Here is a 21,110-nt window from a genome sequence, read left to right as displayed (position 1 = left end):
TTCGTGCGAATTCTTCTCTGCCGAGCACAGGCCGAACTTGATTTCCAACGCGCCGAAATCGTGTCGGTCTCTTGTCCGACGCAGATGTCGGACAAGAGGGGGCTCGTTCTGTTTCAGCCACAACAACGACATGCGAAGACATGGCGAGCTGTGGTTGAAACAGTGCGAGCCCCAACCCCTCAGGGGTCGAGGCGCAATGCGACTCGGGGGTGGTTTTTGACCGATTTCTAACGATCTGGAAATCGATCCGCTACGAGCCCCGGCCAGGACTGAAAGCGGATACAAGATGGACGCCAGACAATGGATGAGAACAATGGGAAAAGCAAAGAAGCCCACACTCAAGCTGCTTCCTGCTGATTGGCGGGAGGCCTTATGGGAGCAGGCATGCCGACCAGAATGGCGGCAATCTAGGCCGCAATTGCTCCCCGCACTTGCTGTGCTCTGGCTCACTGGGTGCCGCTCGGCAGAACTCGCGGCCGGCGTGGTTGTCCACGTGCGTGCAGACCTCCTTGCGATTCGAATCAAGGGCGCAAAATGCATTGATGCAGGCGGACGCGAGCGCGGACAGCCGATGCGAACACTGGCGTTCGCGATAGACGCAGGCGCGAACCCTGCGCTGAAGTTCTTACATGCCCTCGCAAGTCGGGATGCCGCTGACGGCACGGGCCCGTTCGCGATCGCGCACGACAAGGACTACCTCTACAACAGCATTGTGCAATTGGGGAAGAGCACGTTCCCAAAACTACGGACGCGTGTCAGCCCAAATTGTTTCCGGCACCAGATCGCTTCCGACATGAAGGCGGATCCTGATGTATCACTAGAGCACGCAGCCAAAGTCATGGGTCATCTTAGCGATTACAGCATCGGAAGGTACGGACACGCCATTCACGGTCGAAAAGGTCGTGGCGGCCGTGTTACGGCGCCTTTCGCAGACACTGCGCGACCAATTAAGCACTCGCCGAAGGTGGACCGTCTGGCCCGCTTTAAAATGGCGAGTGCGAAACGGCGCGGCCACAAACCGGTTTGACCCTTCGACATACTCAAAGGCTAATGCGTTGTTTTTGCGTCGATTCTGCCTCAAAGCTGTAAGTCGAGAGATGTGGTGACGCCGGCACTCGTAGGGTTGCGTCATAAACGCGTCGATTTCGACGCATTCGCGTGCGCGAGCAAATAACCTCCGGTTCGGCGAAAGTTCGTCGCTGCATAGCCGCTGGCCAGAAACTGCGGATGGCATACGGCGCGGATGAAGTCTGGAGGTCGAGTGGCTTCTGGAACAACAGGGTATCTATGCACGAAATGAGGCGCGGCAAGCGAGTTCGCCCGACCAACGCTTAGGCCGATTGGCTTTCGCTTCCCCTGGGCAATCTCTGGTCCGTGAACACGTACGGCCGTGTAAAAAGTATCCGCTTCGCGGCCCCTGGACCGGGTCAAGCGCCAGTTCAAGCCACCTCGGCGTTCCAAGATCTACTGGACCAGCAAGATCGTTGCGCTCCCGGAGCTCACGACATATGAGCTGATTGCGAGCACAAACGAGTTGTGCGACGATTTGCGGTCAAAACGATGCGGACGTGGTCCTAGTGCTTTGGGGGAGATGTGTTTAATCACGTAGCAGATTTGCAGAAGGCCATTTTGGAAAAGGACCCTCGAGATTTTGTCTCGCATTATCTCTTTGAGCCTATTCCATTCGCCTTTTCTAGCGATATGGCGTTGTGGATTTCATGGAAGACAACGCTGGCAAATGGCCTGGAAGTGGACCCTCACGATATTGTTTTAACGGGGAGCGGGGCGATAGGATACAGCCTGAACCCGGCGAAGAAGTTCAGGAAGTTCGATGACAGATCTGATTTTGATTGCGGCGTGATTAGCTCGCACCACTTTGAGATGGCGTGGCGTTATCTTCGCTATCAGCGTCCATCGTGGCTTTCTTTGACTCAAGATGTCCGCAACGCGATAAAGATGCACAGCAGCAACTATGTATTTTCCGGAACGATAGCAACCGATAAAATATTGCCGTTGCTACCATTTGGCCAGACTTGGCAAAAGGCTTTGGATAAAGTTGGTGCGCTCAATCCTGCGAACGGGCGCGATGTAAAATTAAGAATATATAAAGACTACGATTCACTTCGCCAATATCAGGCCTACGGAATAGGTAGGCTGCGCGAAAGCATGTTGACGGAATCGATCGCGACCACGGACATAGAAGTTGAGGATTAAACATGGCACAGGCAGAGAATTTCCTCCACACAACTCATCGGACGGTCAATTGGTTTAGAAAGGCAGATGACGCTGAAGAACTTGTATTGGCCGCACCATTTCAGCGTAATCCCGTATGGACGGACATTCAAAAGGCATACTTGATCGACACGATCTTGAACGGACTACCCATTCCCGAGCTATACATGCAGGATATCGGGAATGAAAACGGTGATGAACGACATGTCGTTGTAGATGGTCAACAACGGATTCGTGCCGTCCTTGATTTTTTGAGTGGAGCGTTTGCGCTTGAAGGTGATGACGTAACTCGACAATGGCGCGGACTCAAATTTGAAGAGCTTTCCGCAGATGACAAGAAGGCTGTATTCAATTACAAGTTCGTGGTTCGAATTTTGCCGCCAATGGATGAAGACAGCGTCCGCGCGATCTTTTCCAGATTGAACCGAAATGTTGTTTCACTTAATGACCAGGAGTTGAGGAATGCCACCTATTGGGGGCCGTTCATAAAAGCCATTCAAATGATGGCTGATGAAGATGCATTTTGGACAGACGCCGGGATCTTTTCAGCGAACGATCATCGCCGAATGTTGGATCACGAATATATTAGCGAACTCGCAGTTGCGTTTCTTCACGGACCTCAAAACAAGAAAGATAAGCTTGACTATTACTATCAACTTTATGAGGAATCGTTTGAAGACCGCGAAACGTTAATTCGCACTTTTCGCTCAACGACCGCCGAGATCTCTGCGTTGTTGCCGAGTCTGGCTGGAACGCGGTGGCGGAAAAAATCTGACTTCTATACGCTCTTTTTGTGCCTTGCAGAGAAGGCAGACCAATTCCCGTTTTCAGCTGAAGATCGCGAGCGGTTCGCGGAACGATTGCTCACCTTCAGTTCAGCGGTTGACGAACTCGCGAGGTTGGACGAGCCCGATCAGGAAAGGTTGAATGCAGATATCCTAGCGTACAGCCGATCGGTCGTACGGGCTGCATCGGACAGAGGAAGTCGCGTTGCGCGGGCCAATGCATTAAACCATTATGTGTTCGACATTGTGCCTCCGGCACAGTGAGTGCCCAATGAGCGTCCGTGGCCATGGTGGCTGTCTCAGGACGGCGGCTGCCCGCCATAGTCGGCGGCAGTCGAATGAGATGCTGTTGTCCGCGTGCTTAACTCTCAAGCCCGTTCTCAAGGGCAACGGTCGTTAGCGGAAATGGCAACGATGCACCGTGCTCATGCGGAAGGGACAGCGACGAAGGTGCAATATCCACAGTCGGCGGCCACTGCCGACGCGCAAACCACCATGGACCCTCAGCGCCGGAATGCAGCGAAGCTCCCGACGGGGCGAGCAGTGAAGCACCTTCTCTTTGAGGATGCTGGTATAGAGGTCCCCCACCTTTCCGACAGAATCCCGGTGGCTGCTCCCGCAATCGCCAGGCCACAGCGGCCGGTCCCTACAACCACCTCCCGGTGCGCTGCCACCCCTTCCGATACGCCGCGACGCATGATGTGCTATCAAAGAAAGCATGGACACGCTTACACCCGAGCGAAGAAGTGACGTAATGCGCCGCGTGAAGCAAAAAGACACGCGCCCGGAACTGTGCGTCCGGCGGGTCGCTCACGCAATGGGATTTCGCTTTCGCCTTCATCGGAAAGACTTGCCCGGACGGCCCGACCTCGTCTTCCCCAAATTGAGAGTCTGTCTGTTCGTGCATGGTTGCTTCTGGCATCGGCACGTCGGATGCCGATTCGCTACAACACCGAAGTCGAATGAGAAATTTTGGCTGAGTAAATTCGATCGAAACGTTGAACGAGACGAACGCAACGCGAGCGACTTAGAAGCGCTCGGATGGCGGGTTGTGGTTGTCTGGGAATGTGAGACTCGTGACGCCGAAACGCTGTTTCAAAGGCTAAAGCGCGAACTGACCGAGCGTATGACGGAAGGATCGAAATAGCGCTTCCTTCGCCCCTTGCTTCCGGCGCCTTTATCACGATGTTCGCTCCCCCGTGGAGCTATACTAAACGCCTTGTCCGCTGCTGGTTACGAAATTAGGGGAGAGGGATGGAACAGGAATCTTTGTTTAGCTTTACAGACGAAGAAAAAAATGCCGCAGAGGCGCAAATCCAAGAGCGCGCAAAGCGCATCGAATATTATATTACCGAATTCACGATTGAAATATTGGCGCAAAAGACGCGTCAGGGGGAATATATAGTCCCAGCTTATCAGCGTGAATTCACGTGGGAAGAATCACGCAAATGGAGGTTCATTGAATCGGTATTAATGGGCTTGCCAATACCATTTATTTTTTTCTGGGAAGATCCCGTCACCGGGAAATTGGAAATAGTGGACGGTTCGCAACGCTTGCGCACCTTGGAAGAGTTTGTATATAACGAATTGATTTTGGGCGATTTGGAGAAACTCCCGGCCGTTTCTGGGTTTAGATTTTGCGATTTACCGGAGGCTCGTCAGCGAAAGCTCTTTAATCGTTCAATCCGAGGGATAGTTTTGAGCGAGTTCGCTGATGAAGAGGCTCGATTTGATCTATTCGAGCGGATCAATACTGGCAGCAAGGTTGCAAATAAGGCCGAAGTGCGGCGTGGTGCTCTGCGAGGTCCATTTTTGGACCTTGTGGTTGAGCTTGCCAAAGATCCAGTATTCCAGTCCTTGGCGCCGGTGAGCGAAAAACAATTAAAAGAAAGAGAGCCAGAGGAATTGGTAACGCGGTTCTTTGCCTACGGTGATGGCTTGGAAGACTATGCTGATGAGGTTTCCCCATTCCTGTTTTCGTATTCGCGTCACACAAACAAAGCTTTTGAAGAAGATCCTTCATTGGTGGCTGCCTACCGGGAGCGTTTTCATCAAACGATGGCATTTGTCCAGAAAGCTATTCCCTATGGGTTTCGGCGTTCGCCGACAGGGAAGGCAACGCCCCGATCGCGCTTTGAAGGCATTGCCATTGGTACCTACCTGGCTTTGCAAGTGAAACCCGATTTGCAGCCAGATCCAGCGAAAACGGAGGAGTGGCTGAAGTCGGAGCGGTTTATCAAGGAAGCTCGGTCGGACGGCGCAAATGCGATCGGACGACTGGAGGGGCGAATTGGATTTGTTCGTGATAGTCTGCTAGGGGCGGTCGCATGAACAGCGTCCGCACTGCATTTCAGGAACGCAAAAGCGAGATTGACGCTTATTTTGCGTTAATGGAAACCATCGAGCGCAGTCTTCAAATTGGCGTCCCGGTAATCAAAGTGGGACTAGAGGAGCATCAAGTCACGCCCCTGCAGCAGCGAATTCTCTATGCCGGACTCTACTTGCATCTTTATAACCTCGTGGAGTCGACTACCACCTTGCTTATCAGCGCCGTCGAAAGCGCGGCAATGGGCGTGGGGGATCCACCGAGGACTGCACGGGAACTTTCGGCGGAAATGCGAAAACAGTGGGTTCGTTCGTTTGCGAAAACGCACGAAGACCTTTCGCCAGAGCACCGTTTAGAGCGAGCCATGGCGATTTGCAATCACTTACTCGGGTTCCTGCCGCTCGAACTATCAATTACAAAAGGCGGCGGCGGTAACTGGGATGATGATGAGATTGAAGGTTTGGCGGAAAAGCTCGGAATGACACTCACTGTGCCAAAAGCTATTTATACCGCCGTGAAGCGTCCCGCCAGAGATAACAAAGGACCGTTAAAGCTTGTGCGGGATCTTCGAAACAAGCTCGCACATGGCGCAATCTCATTCTCTGAGTGTGGCAATGACCATACGACTGGCGATCTTCGCAAGATTGCCAATACAGTAATCGATTATTTAGACGCGGTCATTAATGCGTTTCAAGAATATATCGCTCTTGAGCAATATCTTGCTACAACGTAGGGAAATCGCGTAGATGTTGCCGAATTGACAATGCAACTGCTTCGGCTAGTTTGACTGGCACGGCATTTCCGATGTGACGGCCGATGTGTCGAAATATTATTTTGTCACCCGGGGCGGCGAAAGAATATTTCGACGGAAACGTCTGTAGTAACGCCGCCTCGCGTAGCGAAATCGCACGGTCTTGACTCGGATGCCCGAAGCGCCCGTTCCCTAGGCCATAACATTGAGTTGTGATGGTTGGTCCTAGCTTGTCCCAGCGCATGCGCCCATAGACGCTGGGGTACGTGGCGCCAGAGTCTCTCTTGTGGCAAGCCAGTTTGAGATGCTCCGGCCAATCGGGCCAACCGCCACCCTCGGGCGTGGCGCGAATCCGTTCTAGGTTCAGAGGCGAAAGTCTAGAGCTGACGTGCATTGGGTCGTTGGCCGGGCAGGGGCCACCAGCGGTAATGGTCGGAAGGTGACCAATGGCGTCATGGACGGATGTGTAATTCTCGGCTTGGTGCGTCGCCGGAATAAGGTTCAGTGGGCCTCGCAAAGACGCGAGTAGTACCAAGCGCTCTCGCGTTTGCGGCACACCGTACTCGGCGCAACGGACAATGCTTTCGGTGACATGGTATCCCATGTCACGCAAATCTTTGACGAAGGTTACATATACGTCATGCTTGAGTCTTGCGAGCTCCGGTACGTTCTCGGCCGATACGATCTCCGGCCTTACCGCGCGGATCAAATCGCGGAAGCGATACAGTAGTGCCCACCGTTTGTCCTTCGACTTTCGTTTGCCAGGTGCTGTGGCGTAACGATAGCTGTAGGTCGAGAAGGGCTGGCAAGGGGCGCAACCAATGAGTACCTTGACCGTTCCCTTGGGATACCAAGACTCGAGCTCGGGGGGGGCCAATTCCTCCACGCTTTTGCACACGAATGTGGCACCTACATTGTTGTTTTCGTAGGCATACTTGCATGTGTCATCGATATCGTACCCAGCGACAACGGGTATTCCCGCGCTTATGAAACCGTGCGTCTTTCCTCCCACGCCGCAAAACAGATCCACGGCCGCGATCTTCTCTTCGCGAGGAACTCGTCGACTGCTAGAGGGGGGAATACGCTTCATTCGTGGCTAGAAATATATGCGACTGTAGATTGTCGGGCGTAAGTTTAACAGGGCTTTGTCTTTTCCCTGACATACGAAAACTTGCCGCTCAGGAGACTGGCAGCGCGGCTGCCAGTGATCTTAGGCGGAGCGGATGCTGGCGATGGCTGCCAAGGGCCCGAGCGGCGCATCGCTGGAGAGGCTCGAACGGGCCAAAGTTCTGTCGCTTTTCGAGCCAGACGCTTAAGGTTATTTGATCGCACTTGTGTCGGCCCGACCGTGAATTCGCCCTTTCGATTTTCGGCGCGTCGGCGTACCTTGGAGGTATGAAGTGCGGTCAGAAGAACAACGCGCCTGATTCAGCCGCTCATGTTTCACAGATACCACTGAGTACTGCCCAACCTCTTGTCAGAGAAGTCTTTTCCGTGCGCTGGTACGTATGCTCCACGCACTTGTAGGGCGTCCGAATAAGGCCAAGTTCTTTCACGACATAACAGCGCTTATGTCCGATTATGCCGTCGGGTCGTCATAAATATGACGTTGTACGTAATCATGAGTCGGACCGTCAGCCGCTACTTTCTCGCGCAGTGCGCCTCGGTGCGCCATACGATCGGCAGCTTGGTGAGGTTATCTGGTCGCGCTGATTAGTGCGCTGGCCGAGCCAGGCATCTGGATGGGCCTGACAGAATTCCCCTAGACACTGGGCGTGTCATCGTGCGGCGACCCGGTGTCCTTGAGCGCCTGCATGGCCAGGTCGAGCTTGCGTCGTTCGGTTCGGAAGAATACGACGCGCACGAGCCACACGGCCGCCCTATGACTGTCACTAGGCCGATCAGTTTGCGTTCGATCACGGGCGCCCCTGTCACTTGTCGTCGTCGCACGCGCGTTCCGATTTCTCGGGCGGCAAGTTGGCGTGCAGGCCGAGTTGCGTCGCCGTTTCGATTGGTAGGTGCATCACGATGTCAGCTTCCGCGTTCAAGCCGAAAATGCTCGGCCTCATAACGTTCCACTAGGGCCGACAAGACTTCCAGACGGTCCCCTTCCGGAGTGCCGGGTTCCGGATCCCGATCGACTAGCGCCGACACATGTGCCAGCGCTGCGCGGTAGTCGTCATCGGTGTGCAGCGGTCGAATATCCATTTTTTGCCCAAGGTGTCGAATGCACCGAGTGTAGCGGCCCGGGCGTCAATCGCTTGAAAAGCGCGTTATGCCAAGTAAGTGCGACGACATGGGCAGGATATCCCTCTGCCTGCTCGGAACCGCGAGGTTAATTGGTCGCGGCATCAAGTCATCTGGTCGTCGTTATTGCCTCTTGGATAAAGAAGCTATGTTGCGATGTTGCGGGTGTCAAGGCAGTATTGCACTTGCCGAGTCGTCATCAATCGGTCGAAGCCTTCGCGAAGTAACGCGCTGTCGATAGCACTCTACGGGAGCCCCGGTCATGCCTGAGTTCAATGCTTACACGCTTGGCGTTGCGCAACGCAACCGACGCGTCGCTGACCAAAACAGGCAGGTCGCCGAGCAGAATGGGGACTTGGCTAAGCAATGGATGGCCTACGCAGAGAAGGTGAAGGCCAAACTTTCCACTGTCGAGCAAGAGCGGGACGCCCTGCGTCAGCAATTGCAGGCCATGCAGATGCGGGCGGAAGCGCTCGATGCCCTGCAGGACAAGATGGCGGCCGAACTCGCGAAGGTCAGCCCGTCAAACCCGCTGGTTTCCGTGGCGCGTAGAAACGCTATTGTTGAAACCGCAGTAACGATGGCGCGTGCGCCGCAGACGCGGTTATGAGCCGCGCAACGTGGGCATCATCGAGGCTAGGACCGCAGACGCGACCCGCACCTTCCTAGTCCGCTTGGACGCTCGGTTTATGGTCAGGCATGTCATGCTGTACGGCAGCCGAGCCAAGGGCAATCACCGCCCGGACAGCGATGCTGACCTAGCGCTCGTACTTGCCGACAGTCATGAGCGCAGGATCGACGCGATACTGGCATTGGCTGATGACGCATTCGACGTTCTCCTCGATACCAGCATTCTCATCGAACCGCTTGTCGTGTGGAAGGGTGAATGGCGGCACCCAAAACCTTCTCGAACCCGGCTTTGTTCGCAAACGTTACCCGCGAGGGAATTCTGTGCGATAGCTTGATGCCAGACGGAAGCTGAGGGCCGGCACATCGTCTTGCCCGCGCGCGTTCATCGATGGACTGAGGTTATTTGGTCGCGCCTGCTCGGTGCAAAAACAAAAGTCAACTCTTTCGAGGGTCCGGCCCGTAGGCGTATGCTTGTCTCAAAGGAGAACAAGCTATGCCAGCCGATAAACTAGGCCGCTACATGACAAGCCCGGAGTTTTTCGAGCGCGCCAACGCCGCCGTTGAAAAGGCGGTTCGCGAACTTGAAGCGAAAGGCATACAGCCGGTCTACATGGACCGCAAAACCGGGCGGCTCGCCGGCGACGGTCGCTGCTATCGCATCAACCTGCCCGACCCGGACGTGCAGGCGGTCGTGTTGGACGTGTTTTCGGACGGCACGCATGGCGATCTGATGGACCGGCTTGTAGCGTTCGCATCGACCGACCACGGCGCGCGCCTGGTGAGCGACGCGGCACGGGCCGTAGCCAGTGCGCTGCTGCTTGCAAAAACGGCCATGCCTCACGAGGCAACGTCATTTTCGCAAACCGTTCATAACGAGATAGCGAGGGTGCGCGCCTACCCGGAATTGATCGAGCTTGCTCGATTGCTGATCGAGGCAGAGGGGGCGACGCACGACGATGCTTTCAGAGATCGCAACATCATTCCCGATGCGCTGTTCGAGGCGCGCATCGAGACGATCAACGAAGCGCTCGCGCAATGAAATAAGGCCCGTCATCGACGGGCCTTATGCATTAAATCTCTGTTGGTGGAGGCGGTACTGTGCCCGGACCGGCCGGTTTGGGAGAACCACCACGCCCGAGCGCTCCCGTTGCAGATCCTTGCCCGTGCTTCGTACCCGCGTCAAAGACTCCCTTGGACCTGTCGTGCATGTCACGACCAACCGCACCTGTCATCTGTCCGCCCACCCACGCGAACACCTGATCGGGTATCACGTTGATGAGCGCAAACGCGCCGTTGACCAGACTGAGGCACATGCTCACGTACAGGAAGATGTAGCCGATGATGCTCACCAGCCCGGTTGTCGAGTCGAATTGCGCGTTTGCAAGTGCTACGCCGAACATCGTGTTGAGCAACGTCCCGAGCACTACCACGCCGGCCCCGCCAAAAATGAAGCCGAGCATCATGAAGACGGGGCGAAACATCACGTTCAGCAGGAAGATATAGCCGTGCGCGGTACGTTGGCCCATGCCTTCGCCCTCGCCGTCAAGGTGAGCAAACGCCCATAGCGGTGCGGCAACGACGCTTTCACAAACGACAGCAAACCAGCCAACCACGCCCCCGAACCACACCATGAACGGCAGCATCGGGATATAGATCGACAGCATCGCGCCGAAAAAAAACAGTGTGATGAGGATTATCACAATGAACGGGGCGAGAGCGCTCAATAAGCCGTCGCCCGCGCCGGTCAACAATCCTGTAATGCCACCTGTCACCACATCGGCAATCTTTCCGGCCGTACTCTCTTTCGCCGCACCGACCGTAGCCTTGACGACACCATACGCGCCGAGCGCGGTCCAGCCAGCGTCGAGAATGTAGTCACCAAGGTTTTTCATGCCGATCAGCGGATTGGTCAATCCGTTTGGCCCTTGTCCCGAGTTGAGGTTGACCGCCCATCTCACGAGACCCTGCGTGTTGACCAGCTTGCCGAGGATGCTTTTCGGGTCCGTTCCGGTGACACCTACCGACAGGTTGTCCAACGCGCCTGGCGTCGTTGTAACCGATGCATCCTGCTGTAGTTGCTGGCTGTAGACGGCACTGACTTTTCGGTATAGCTGGGGGTAAGGCAGATTGTCGGGGCTGGTTCCCGACACTGCGGCGGCCGTCGCGTTCGCCAAGCTTGTTAGCTGAGAGTTCGCCTGCGCGAAAGTCTGATACCAAGTGCCCATCATGACCCAGCCATCACGCTGAAGGTTCGACTGGATGACGCTTGCGAGTTGGCTGATGCCGCTCGATGAATCTGCGAGCGCCTTTGTGATCGTGGCCTGGTATTGCAGTGCGGCTTGGTTGACGGTGTTCGCAGGGTCGGCCGGCTGACCCTGCGTGTTGATTGCAGACACATAGGTTTGCGCGGCACCGGCCAGCGTTGATTGCATCGCTGCGAGCGCGCTTTGGTGCGCGGCAAGCAGTTGCGAATATGCCTGGTTCGGATCGTTCGCATAGACCGCCATACCGTCATACGACGGCAGCGACGCCGGGGCTGCAATGTCGATTTCCGCTCCGCCGCATGAAAGGCCGCGCAGATTCATTAGGACGATCTTTGTCCCCGTTCCGGCCGAGTTGAATTTCTCGGCGGGATCGACTGATACGCCCGTGTCGTTGGGCATGTTATCGATGGCCGTGTTCGCGGCCTGCGCGCACAAGTTGGCTTCGAAAAGAGCCTTTGCCAACGTCGTTGCTTGCGGCGCGGCCGGCGTCGCGATCATCGAACCGCCGCTGTTGAGCACGGTCAGGGCGGCGTCCATCGTGAGATTGGCGATGCCCACGCCGAGCACCGTCCCCCACAACATCACCGCTTGCGCGCCGTTGAAGCCACCAAAGACCGGAACGAGCGAAGAAAAGCCAGTTGACGTTCGAATCACGAACCAGGGCGACGACTTTTTCTGACCCATGAACTCGCCATCCTGGCCGGTCGCTACAACCGAGGCGACAAAATGGTACGTGGCCCAGATCGCCCCGACCGCGAGCATGCACGAATTCAGCACGAGAAACATTTGCGCGACCATGCTGCCCGTACCGCTTCCAGCAGTTAACGGATTGCGAACGATGGAGCCGAACACCGTTTCGAGCAGCGACATGGACTTGTCGCCGCTGCGGTTCGCTGCGTTCTGGATATCGCCCATCGAAACGCTCGCCTGTTGGCCAAAGGACGTTGCTGTTACGAGGATGAGCGGGACGGCCACAGCAGCCCGTTTAAGTATCTTGAGCATCGACATACCCCGTGGTCTAAAACAGGCGCGGATTGACCAATCGCAGGAGCGCCCCGCGAGAGCGGAAGAAATCGCGGTAGCTGCCAAGAGGCTCATCGGGCCGTTGCGGGCCGACCTCCAGTTGCCATAGTTGATGCTCGTATTTGACCGTGAAAAGCAACGGGAGCGTGGCACCAAACACGCTGTTGAATACGGCCAACTTGTCCCCGCCGAACACCCCCCAAATGAGATACAAAAGGCAGGCGAATGAGATCGTGAGGCACACCCTCTTGCTGTTGAGACACTTCCTCGCGATCTGCGGCAGGGGCAGCGCGTCGGCCGGACGGCGTTCAAGAGCTTCGCGATAGGTTCGCACGTACCGGGTTGTAGGCCGTTGCCGTTCGAGTTCATTGTGCAGATCGCGCAACGTCTTTGCCCCGCTGCTGGCCGTCTCCTTGGCGGACTTGAACGCCTTATAGACTGGATAGCCTGGGACCATGTACAGGCTCGCACGCGCTACGTGACGGCCGATGCTGGTTTTCTTCGTTTCGTTGCTCATCGCTGGATCTCCCGCGCCACTGCGTATTCGACCGTTTGATATGCCTGCTTCAAAAGGAAACACCAGAAAAAGACTGCCCACGCTACGGCCACCGCGACACCGAGCCAACGCGTCGGATCGCCTTCGTGGCTACGCGCCCACCAGATCGAGGCGGCGACAAAGCAATGCACGAGAAGACAAATCTGGATGACCAGGCAGGCATCCTTAAACTGCTCATGTGTGAGGCCACCACATGCGCGGCGACGCGCCAAGACGCACGGGAAGGCCCCGAGCACGCGGAACACATCGTTGATAGTTCGCGTCATCGCATCACCTCGCATTCGTCGCGCGCACGCGCTGTAGCTGCGTTTCGATCGCGGTGCGATCGGCTCCGCGCTCATTGTTTGCGAGCAGTTGCCCTAACAGCACATTCGTTTGCCGCTGCAATTCGACGTGCTCGTGCGTCTGGTCGGCCAAGAAAGCCGTGGCGAACAGCAGTTCGCGCATGAGCTTGGTCGGGTCGGCGATCGCGCCAAATTCAATTTGCCAGTACGGGTTACGCCAACGGCGGCCTGCCTCGAAATCTTCGAGTTCGGCGAGACTCATCGTGCCCGTGCTCTTGGCGACGCTCGATGCGGTCGCGTTGAAATACTGCGCGGCGGCGTCCGACTGCTTGAGATCCTGAATCAGTTGAGCGCTGCCGTTGAACGGCTGACGTGAACCGATGAGGTCATTGATCGGCTTCATCGCGCTCGACATGTTTGCCTGGTAAGCCTTCTGCATCGCGATATACAGCTTGCCGGCTTCCGTGCCTGCCTCGGCCTTATTAATGCTCTGTGGCGGTTGCGCGTCAATCGACATGCGCGCGTAGGCGCGTGCCGCGTCCTGTTGCTGCTGCGTGAACGTCAGATCGACGCTTTTACCGGGCATGCCCGCACCGATGAAAACGGAGTCCACGTCCGCATCGCCATCGGGCAGTTGCGATGCCTTGCAGCCCGCATAGCCAAGCTGCAATTCCAGCGGCGTGCAGTAGTTGTCGGAGTGGATGCTCGCCGAAGCGCGACGCGAAGCCTCAACGGACGGGGCCGGCGAGTTCAGCGCCTTATCGAGTGCGTATAGCTCACATGTGAGCCACCCGGACGCAACGACGACGAGATAGAGGCAGCGCCGCTAACGGCTTGCACCGCATAGTTGCTCGGCGACGTGGCGCACGGGTCGATCGGCAACTCTGTTTCGCGGGCGACCTGATCCATTTCCTGCTGTCGCTGGACTTCGAGCGCCATCTCGCGCTGCGAGTCGGACGCCCGCGTAACGGCGTTCGAGACCTTCGTGCCAACGCTCGCGATATCGGTGTCAATTTCGTTGAATAGCGTCGTGAACGATGTACCGAGCGCCTGGATGATGTTGCCGATCGTCAGTGCGGATTGCTCGACGGCGCTCACCACGCAACCGTCGCACACGGCGTAGGCGCTGCTGGTCGAAAGCATGGTCGTGCCGGCCAGCGCAGCGCATAGGACGGTTTTTCTCAGCTTCATGGGCGCTTCTCAGTGGCAGAAGGAAAGCAGGCGCATCGCTGTCGGAGCGGATATGAACGTTTCGAGCAACCGCGCCTTCATGGCAAGGGCCTTGCCGTCGTTCAGGTACTGCCGCAGCGTCGTTTGACGGTAGACCGATACCCCGTTCACGCAGTCACACACCGTCACGACACGGTCCATAGCCGTGTCGTCTTCGGACGCGAGTTGCGCAGTGACTTCGGCATGGTGAGCATCGGCCGCAGCCTCCGCGGCCGCGATCACATCGGAGACGGCGCGTTGATCCGCAAAGGCGGACGCCGACGCGGTAGCGAGCAGGCATGTGCAAATGACCATTCGCATGTCAGTGCCCCCTGAGTAGACGATGGCGCGGCGGAGGTCATACAAGCCAAACAGGTAGCCCCTCATTTCGCCCGGTTCGCTGCGCTCGATTAGCGTTTGCAAGCGTTCAAGAGGCATATGAAACGGGTCTTCTCTTTCGAAGACTAATGACAGTTCGCAATCGGGTGGCAGGCCGTTGAGGGGGTGGGCCAGTAGAATGGGGGTAGCCATGATTTCACCTCTCTTGTTCAGGTGAGTTGTGGTCAGGCGTGTTGGCCGGTAGCCGCCGGCCGACACGCCGCTTTTTGAAACAATCAGCCGAGCTTTCGGGCCAGGTCACTCGCACGCGGGTGGTAGTAGCGCTTCAGCATTTGGACCGTCTTATGGCCAGTCACTGCCGAGAGCTCCAAAACGTTATCGAGGCGTTCGCTAAGTCGACTGGTCGCTTCGTGCCGCAGGTCGTGGAACCGCAAGTCACGGATGCCCGCGCGTTCGCAGGCACGGACGAACGACTGTTTCAGCGCTTCGGCGGAAACGGGAAACACTCGACCATCAATACGGCGATCCTTGGTTGAAAGTTCGGTCAGCGTTTGGATAGCGCGTGACGACAAGGGAACATCCCTTGCATCGCCATTCTTCGTGTCGTGTAGGCGGACGTAGCGCTCCTCGAGAAACACGTCACTCCAGCGCAGCGATAGGATCTCGCTACGTCGCATGGCTGTTTCAACCGCCAAGACGACGATCGGCCGCATGTATTCGTTACGGCAACCACGACAGCCCCCGGTCCCATAGCCACGAGCAACGTCGTCTGGATTGGGCCCCAACTCAGCGAGCAAGCGCTCTTCTTCACCACGACGAAGGCGACGAGTACGCGCGCGGTTTTCGCGCGGGCGGCGAATCTGGGAAACTGGATTGGTGTGGACGTGGACTCCCCACTCCTTGCTGGCAATGGTGAGCACATGGCTGATGATGGTGAGTTTGCGATTGACTGTGGACCCGGAAACTGGCTTACGCTTAGTGTCTCCGGCTAACCGTCGGTCGCGATACTGGGCGATATGCGTACCCGTAAGCGCGGCGATCCTGGTCCGCGCCAAGGGGTCGCTGATGAGGCACTGAATACGTAAGATTTCGAGGTCGCCACCTTTTTTGTATGGCGAAATCTCTCTTCCATACCGTTCCAAGAGGTCCGAGAGCGTGGTGCGCTCCGCGCTGGTGTGATCAACGAACACTCCTCGCGCGATCTCGCTCTCGATGGTTGCGGCCCAAACTTGCGCTTCGCGACGTGACGGGAATGTTCTGGAGATCGATACGCCGCCCTTTTTTCTAATTTGGGCTTCGTATTTAGTGGTGCCCCGACTGGAGCGCTTGATGATGCTTGGCATGCTTCCCGTTCCCTCCGCAATGCTAGTGCGGAAAATTTACGGGAGCCTCGGGAAGTGAGCGAGGAACGAATCTCGGAATTCTTGCTAATCCCTTGATTCTATTTGGTGCGCCCGGCTGGGATCGAACCAGCAACCCCTGCCTTCGGAGGGCAGTACTCTATCCATTGAGCTACGGGCGCTTCAACACGACAGCGCGGCACCCAGACGGATGCGACGCCAAAGCGAGACCGCAAGGATACCCGGTTTCGGCCACACCGTCCACCGGACGGCCGACATGGCGGGCTCCGGCACCTTCGGGCCATCCTTTGCGCTCCGGGTAAACGCCTGCTGAACAGCCCGCCGCCGCCCTCGCCGCCGTCGAAATCTTGCGTCTATAATCGTCCGTGGCTGATATAGAACAAGAAGTTGCCGTCACGCTGTACCGCTCACATACCCACGGAGACGAGACAAGCATGAGGGAAGCACCACACGGAGCCCCGATCAAAACCCCAGCGCAGCTTGTCGCCGCGATCATCGCCGGGTTTGCTGTGCCCATCGTCATCATCGTTCTGCTGGCGGTTTATGTCGATAATTCGACACGCACCGGCGCCGGCACCGACTCTCTCTCCGAAGCCGAAGTCACCGCCCGCATCAAGCCGCTAGCCCAAGTCGAAATTCGCGACGCCAATGCGCCGCGCGTCTACAAGAGCGGCGAAGAGGTCTATAAGGCCGTTTGCTCTGCATGTCACGCGTCGGGCACGGCAGGCGCGCCGAAATTCACCAATACCGCCGACTGGGCGCCGCGCATCGCGCAGGGCTTCGACACGCTCTGGCACACGGCGCTCGCCGGCAAGGGCGCGATGCCCCCGCGCGGCGGCACTAGCCCCGACGACTACAGCGACTTCGAAATCGCCCGCGCGGTGGCCTACATGGCGAACAACTCCGGCGCGAGCTTCCCGGAACCGGCGCAGCCAGCCGCCGGTCCGGCGGCGGCCTCTGGTGCGGCCGCGGCAGCCGCGCCGGCTGGCGCGTCGGACGCGGGCGCAGCCCAGGCTCAAGCCGCCGCAGCCATGGCGGCGATGGCAAGCGTCCCGCAAGCCGCGGTGCCGGCAGCCGGCGGCGCCCAAAGCGCGGACGCATCGCAAGCCGGCAAGGCGTTGTATCAGCAGGTCTGCCAGGCGTGTCACGCGGCAGGCGTGCTGAACGCACCGAAGTTCGGCGACAAGGAAGCTTGGGCGCCGCGCCTGAAAGAGCCGATGGACACGGTCTACAACTACGCGCTGCACGGCAAGGGCGCAATGCCGCCGAAGGGCGGGTCGAGCGCGTCGGATGCCGACGTGAAGGCCGCCGTCGACTACATGGTGAGCGCGGTAAAGTAAGGCTTTCGACAGAACGCGCTGCGTGTGCTCGGCGCGCAGAAAGAAAAATCCCTGCATGCGGTAACGCGATGCTGGGATTTTTTTATGCGCGATGCGTTTATGCGCAGGTTCGATGGCGCGGGTCCGGGGCACATGCGGGACGAGCGAATGCATCGCGTCCTCAACAAAGGCCTATATCGGCGCGCAACGTCTCACCAACGAGCACCCTCCCGCCCACTCAAGGCTTCTGCAACAACGCCTTCAAACTCGCGAGCCGGTCTTTCGGCGACATCGGCGCTTCTTCGGGCGTTGGCGGCGGCGCATCATCGAGCAGCATTTCGGGGATGAAGCGCGACGGCTCGCACACCACCGTCTCCCGCGCGCGCTTGCGCTTCTTGCACCAGTTCAGATGCAGACTGCGCTGGGCCCGCGTAATCGCGACATACATCAGCCGGCGCTCTTCCTCGATGCGCGCGTCGTCGATCGGTTCGTCGTCGGGGCCGCCGCGATGCGGCATGATGCCTTCCTCGACGCCCACCAGAAACACGTGCGGATACTCCAGTCCCTTCGACGCATGCACTGTCGAAAGCCGCACCGCGTCCGGATCTTCCTCACGGCCTTCGAGCATCGACATCAGCGCGACGGTCTGGATCAGCCCAAGCAGGTTCTTGCCGGTATCGCCGAAACCGTCAGCGGTGTCGTAACCGGTCGCTTCACCGTTGGCGGCGCCCTCGGGCTCGGCCTTGGTGCCTTTGCGCTTGAGCCACTCCATGAACTCCAGCACGTTCTGCCATTTGGCCTGCGCCTGACGTTCGTCGAACGCGTCGTACAGATACGCTTCGTAGTGGATCGCGTCCATCAGTTCGTCGAGCAGCGTGCCGGCCGCGTCTTTCTCGGCGCGATCCGTGAGGCGCTGCATGAAGTCGCAGAACACACGCATCGGTTCGATCTGGCGCGGCGACAAACGCGCCTCGATGCCGCCCATGTATACCGCCTCGAACAGCGAGACCTTCGCCTGGCCTGCGAACGAGCCGAGCGCTTCGAGCGTCGTATTGCCGACGCCGCGGCGCGGCGTGGTGATCGCGCGGATGAACGCGGGGTCGTCGTTCGCGTTGGCGATCAGACGCAGATACGCGCAGATGTCCTTGATCTCGGCCTTGTCGAAGAACGACTGCCCGCCGGACAGCACATACGGAATCCGCTCGCGACGCAGTACCTGTTCGAAAATGCGCGCCTGGAAATTACCGCGATACAGGATCGCGTAATCGCGGAAATTCGCGCGCCGCTCGAACTTGTGCGCGGACAGGCGGAACACCACCGACTCGGCCTCGTGCTCTTCGTCGTTGCAACCCGTGACGGTGATCGTGTCGCCCATCCCATGTTCGGACCACAGCTTCTTTTCGAACAGCTTCGGATTGTTTGCGATCACGTTGTTCGCGGCGGTCAGAATGCGCACCGTCGAGCGATAGTTCTGTTCCAGCTTGATCAGATGCAGCTTCGGAAAATCCTTGCTGAGCTGGCCGAGATTTTCGAGCGTCGCGCCGCGCCAACCGTAGATCGCCTGGTCGTCGTCGCCAACCGCCGTGAACGCCGCGCGCTTGCCCGCGAGCAGCTTCACCAGTTCGTACTGACACGCGTTGGTGTCCTGATACTCGTCGATCAGCAGATAGCGCAGCTTGTTCTGCCAACGCTCGCGCACCTGCTCGTTCTTCGCGAACAGTTCGGCGGGCAGGCGGATCAGGTCGTCGAAATCGACCGCCTGATATGCGTGCAGCGTCGCCACGTAGTTGCGGTAGACGATCGCGGCCTGATGCTCGTCTTCGTTCGCGGCAATCGCAATCGCCTCCTCGGGCATGATCAGCCCGTTCTTCCACAGCGAGATGATCGACTGGATCTTGCGGATGAAGCCCTTGTCCGTCGAGCCGACCTGCTCCTGAATCATGCCGAAGCAGTCGTCCGAATCCATGATGGAGAACTGCGGCTTGAGGCCGACGTGTTCCGCCTCCTGCCGCAGAATCTGCACACCGAGCGAGTGAAACGTGCACACCGTCAACTGATTGACGGGCACCTTGCGGCCTTCCTTGCCGGGCGTCGTGAGCGTCTTGCCTTCGAGCAGCTTGCCGACGCGCTCGCGCATTTCCGCCGCGGCCTTGTTCGTGAACGTGACGGCGGCGATGTGGCGCGGCTCGAAGCCTTTGGCTTCGATCAGGTGCGCGATTTTCTGCGTGATCACACGCGTCTTGCCGCTGCCTGCGCCGGCGAGCACGAGACACGGACCGTCGAGATAACGGACCGCTTCATTTTGAGCGGGGTTCAGGCCTGCGGACATCGTCTGTGGATGGGTGATGCGTTAGGAGCGGTGGTCGAGGGCAGCGGGCGTGAAATCGCCGGCTGGAGGCCCGGTGCATGCTGCGCGGCAGCGTCGGCTGGAACGGGCGCCCGCAGGGTGCAAGGTATTCCGGTCCGCCACGGTTCCGCGCGAGAGGAGCGATGTTAACACGGATGCCTGCTATGGACGCCGCGCCGGATGCCATGGCGGCTAGCCGCGACCGATACCTCGCCGGCCCCGACGACTCACCGCAACGATGCTGACGGTCCGCCTTCAGGACATGCCACAATTACGGTGTGGCGCGCCGTCGCCGCGGTGGCAAAGCGGCGCGCCGTTTTTGCAGGAAGACTCGCATGTCCGGATCGCTAAATATTGGACTGATGGGTTACGGTTTTGCTGGCGCGACCTTTCATGCGCCGGTGATCGCACATTGCGGACGCGCGAGCGTCGCCGCCATCGCGACGAGCCAGCCCGAACGCGCGCAGGCCGACTATCCGCACGCGAAAATCGTGGCCGACCTCGACGCGCTGCTGGCCCTCGACGACATCGATTGCGTCGTGATCGCGACGCCCAACGACACGCACTTCGACCTCGCGCGCCGCATACTCGAAGCCGGCAAGCACGTGGTGGTCGACAAGCCGGTCACGCTGAGCGCCGCTGACGCTCACACGCTTGCCAACATCGCGCTCGCGCGGGGCAAGCTGTTCATGCCGTTCCACAATCGTCGCTGGGACGGCGATTTTCTGACCGTGCGCGATCTGCTCGCCCGCGTGGAACTAGGGCGCGTCACACAGTACGAATCGCATTTCGACCGCTTCCGGCCCGAAGTGCGGCAACGCTGGCGCGAAGAGGCGTCGCGCGGCGGCGGCCTGCTGTTCGACCTCGGGCCGCATCTGATCGACCAAGCGTTGGCGCTGTTCGGCGCCCCGCAGACGGTCTCGGCGACGGTGCGCGCGCATCGCGACCAGGCGAGCGCGCCTGATTACGTGCACATCCAGCTCGGCTACGGCGAGTTCGAGGTGGTGCTGCATGCGAGCGCGCTGACCGCGCTAGTCGCGCCGCGCTTTGCGATCCACGGCACGCGGGGCAGCTATGTGAAACACGGCCTCGACACGCAGGAAGATCAACTGAAGGCAGGCCTGCGGCCCGGCGACGAAGGCTTCGGTGCCGGCAATACTGCGGGCTTGCTGCGCGTGCAGGAAGGCGATCAGGAAGTCGAGCGCGAAGTGCCGACCCGCAATGGCGACTACGCCGGGTTCTATGTCGCGGTGGCGGACGCCATCCAGAACGGCGTTGCATTCCCTGTCACGGCTCAGGATGCGGTCGACGTGATGACCATCATCGAGCTCGCCGCGCGCAGCTCGGAAGAAGGCGTACGCTTGCCGTTCGCGCGCATTCGCTGAGCCGCTCGAGCGCGCGGCGCGACGTCTTGTGTACCTAAAACCGCACGTGCCG

The 21,110-nt window shown here is 58.5% G+C and carries 20 protein-coding genes, 1 tRNA gene and 1 pseudogene; 11 read left to right on the top strand and 11 right to left on the bottom strand.

All coding sequences use genetic code 11. The features are described 5' to 3' along the window. Window positions 1-313 precede the first annotated feature (313 nt). The 6 genes from CIC12_RS11530 (at window position 314) to CIC12_RS11505 (ending at window position 6,076) form a co-directional block, all read left to right on the top strand. Complete coding sequence (locus CIC12_RS11530) at window positions 314-1,027, top strand: site-specific integrase (RefSeq protein WP_168664248.1); 714 nt, start codon at window positions 314-316, stop codon at window positions 1,025-1,027. A 566-nt stretch (window positions 1,028-1,593) separates the two neighbouring features. Further along, on the top strand, window positions 1,594-2,214 hold the full coding sequence (locus CIC12_RS11525) for a hypothetical protein (protein ID WP_168664240.1): 621 nt from the start codon (window positions 1,594-1,596) through the stop codon (window positions 2,212-2,214). Between the two features lie 2 nt (window positions 2,215-2,216). After that, window positions 2,217-3,281, top strand: coding sequence for a GmrSD restriction endonuclease domain-containing protein (locus CIC12_RS11520; protein WP_168664239.1), 1,065 nt, complete (start codon window positions 2,217-2,219; stop codon window positions 3,279-3,281). A 454-nt stretch (window positions 3,282-3,735) separates the two neighbouring features. Beyond that, on the top strand, window positions 3,736-4,164 hold the full coding sequence (locus CIC12_RS11515) for a very short patch repair endonuclease (RefSeq protein WP_168664238.1): 429 nt from the start codon (window positions 3,736-3,738) through the stop codon (window positions 4,162-4,164). A 107-nt stretch (window positions 4,165-4,271) separates the two neighbouring features. After that, window positions 4,272-5,348, top strand: coding sequence for a DUF262 domain-containing protein (locus tag CIC12_RS11510; RefSeq protein WP_168664237.1), 1,077 nt, complete (start codon window positions 4,272-4,274; stop codon window positions 5,346-5,348). Then, a complete protein-coding gene (locus tag CIC12_RS11505) occupies window positions 5,345-6,076 on the top strand; it encodes an MAE_28990/MAE_18760 family HEPN-like nuclease (protein WP_168664236.1) in 732 nt (243 codons plus the stop codon). Before CIC12_RS11510 ends, CIC12_RS11505 begins: the two co-directional genes overlap by 4 nt. On the opposite strand, the gene CIC12_RS11500 is transcribed toward CIC12_RS11505, so the two are convergent. Next, window positions 6,066-7,184 (bottom strand): DNA cytosine methyltransferase, encoded by a 1,119-nt coding sequence (locus CIC12_RS11500; RefSeq protein WP_168664235.1) that lies wholly within the window; start codon window positions 7,182-7,184, stop codon window positions 6,066-6,068. The genes CIC12_RS11505 and CIC12_RS11500 overlap by 11 nt on opposite strands. A 953-nt stretch (window positions 7,185-8,137) precedes the next feature. Beyond that, a pseudogene (locus CIC12_RS33060) lies at window positions 8,138-8,302 on the bottom strand (transcriptional regulator); the annotation flags it as partial. Between the two features lie 301 nt (window positions 8,303-8,603). On the opposite strand from CIC12_RS33060, the gene CIC12_RS11495 reads away from it, so the two are divergent. The 3 genes from CIC12_RS11495 (at window position 8,604) to CIC12_RS11485 (ending at window position 10,010) form a co-directional block, all read left to right on the top strand. Then, window positions 8,604-8,951, top strand: a complete 348-nt coding sequence (locus CIC12_RS11495) for a hypothetical protein (RefSeq protein ID WP_168664234.1) — start codon at window positions 8,604-8,606, stop codon at window positions 8,949-8,951. A 79-nt stretch (window positions 8,952-9,030) separates the two neighbouring features. Further along, the gene (locus CIC12_RS11490) at window positions 9,031-9,306 is read left to right on the top strand and encodes a nucleotidyltransferase domain-containing protein (protein ID WP_342030529.1); all 276 of its coding nucleotides are present in this window, start codon (window positions 9,031-9,033) and stop codon (window positions 9,304-9,306) included. Between the two features lie 158 nt (window positions 9,307-9,464). After that, on the top strand, window positions 9,465-10,010 hold the full coding sequence (locus tag CIC12_RS11485) for a hypothetical protein (RefSeq protein ID WP_168664216.1): 546 nt from the start codon (window positions 9,465-9,467) through the stop codon (window positions 10,008-10,010). A gap of 31 nt (window positions 10,011-10,041) precedes the next feature. On the opposite strand, the gene CIC12_RS11480 is transcribed toward CIC12_RS11485, so the two are convergent. The 8 genes from CIC12_RS11480 to CIC12_RS11445 form a co-directional block, all read right to left on the bottom strand. After that, complete coding sequence (locus CIC12_RS11480) at window positions 10,042-12,237, bottom strand: DotA/TraY family protein (protein ID WP_238812529.1); 2,196 nt, start codon at window positions 12,235-12,237, stop codon at window positions 10,042-10,044. A gap of 16 nt (window positions 12,238-12,253) precedes the next feature. After that, window positions 12,254-12,775 (bottom strand): hypothetical protein, encoded by a 522-nt coding sequence (locus CIC12_RS11475; protein ID WP_168664233.1) that lies wholly within the window; start codon window positions 12,773-12,775, stop codon window positions 12,254-12,256. Continuing rightward, entirely contained in the window at window positions 12,772-13,080 is a 309-nt protein-coding gene (locus CIC12_RS11470; RefSeq protein WP_168664232.1) for a hypothetical protein, read from the bottom strand. The genes CIC12_RS11475 and CIC12_RS11470 overlap by 4 nt, the downstream gene beginning before the upstream one ends. A gap of 4 nt (window positions 13,081-13,084) precedes the next feature. After that, entirely contained in the window at window positions 13,085-13,852 is a 768-nt protein-coding gene (gene traW / locus CIC12_RS11465) for a conjugal transfer protein TraW (RefSeq protein ID WP_168664246.1), read from the bottom strand. Further along, complete coding sequence (locus CIC12_RS11460; RefSeq protein ID WP_168664231.1) at window positions 13,849-14,289, bottom strand: hypothetical protein; 441 nt, start codon at window positions 14,287-14,289, stop codon at window positions 13,849-13,851. Before CIC12_RS11460 ends, traW begins: the two co-directional genes overlap by 4 nt. Before the next feature lie 9 nt (window positions 14,290-14,298). After that, on the bottom strand, window positions 14,299-14,838 hold the full coding sequence (locus CIC12_RS33055) for a hypothetical protein (RefSeq protein WP_238812528.1): 540 nt from the start codon (window positions 14,836-14,838) through the stop codon (window positions 14,299-14,301). An 83-nt stretch (window positions 14,839-14,921) separates the two neighbouring features. Next, window positions 14,922-15,989 carry a tyrosine-type recombinase/integrase gene (locus CIC12_RS11450; protein ID WP_168664230.1) on the bottom strand — a complete coding sequence of 356 codons (1,068 nt, stop codon included), beginning with the start codon at window positions 15,987-15,989 and terminating at the stop codon, window positions 14,922-14,924. A 103-nt stretch (window positions 15,990-16,092) separates the two neighbouring features. Then, window positions 16,093-16,168 (bottom strand) — tRNA-Arg (locus tag CIC12_RS11445). Window positions 16,169-16,441: 273 nt separating this feature from the next. Here CIC12_RS11445 and CIC12_RS11440 point away from each other — a divergent pair. Then, window positions 16,442-17,347, top strand: a complete 906-nt coding sequence (locus CIC12_RS11440) for a c-type cytochrome (protein ID WP_168664229.1) — start codon at window positions 16,442-16,444, stop codon at window positions 17,345-17,347. 217 nt (window positions 17,348-17,564) lie between these two features. On the opposite strand, the gene CIC12_RS11435 is transcribed toward CIC12_RS11440, so the two are convergent. After that, window positions 17,565-19,655: a UvrD-helicase domain-containing protein gene (locus CIC12_RS11435; protein WP_168664228.1), complete on the bottom strand. Its 2,091-nt coding sequence runs from the start codon at window positions 19,653-19,655 to the stop codon at window positions 17,565-17,567. A gap of 353 nt (window positions 19,656-20,008) precedes the next feature. Between CIC12_RS11435 and CIC12_RS11430 the strand changes: the two genes are divergently transcribed. After that, a complete protein-coding gene (locus CIC12_RS11430; RefSeq protein WP_168664227.1) occupies window positions 20,009-21,058 on the top strand; it encodes an oxidoreductase in 1,050 nt (349 codons plus the stop codon). Window positions 21,059-21,110 lie beyond the last annotated feature (52 nt).

The sequence above is a fragment of the Paraburkholderia sp. SG-MS1 genome (assembly GCF_012275575.1).
Taxonomy (GTDB): domain Bacteria; phylum Pseudomonadota; class Gammaproteobacteria; order Burkholderiales; family Burkholderiaceae; genus Paraburkholderia.
This window is presented reverse-complemented; position numbering and strand designations above follow the sequence as displayed.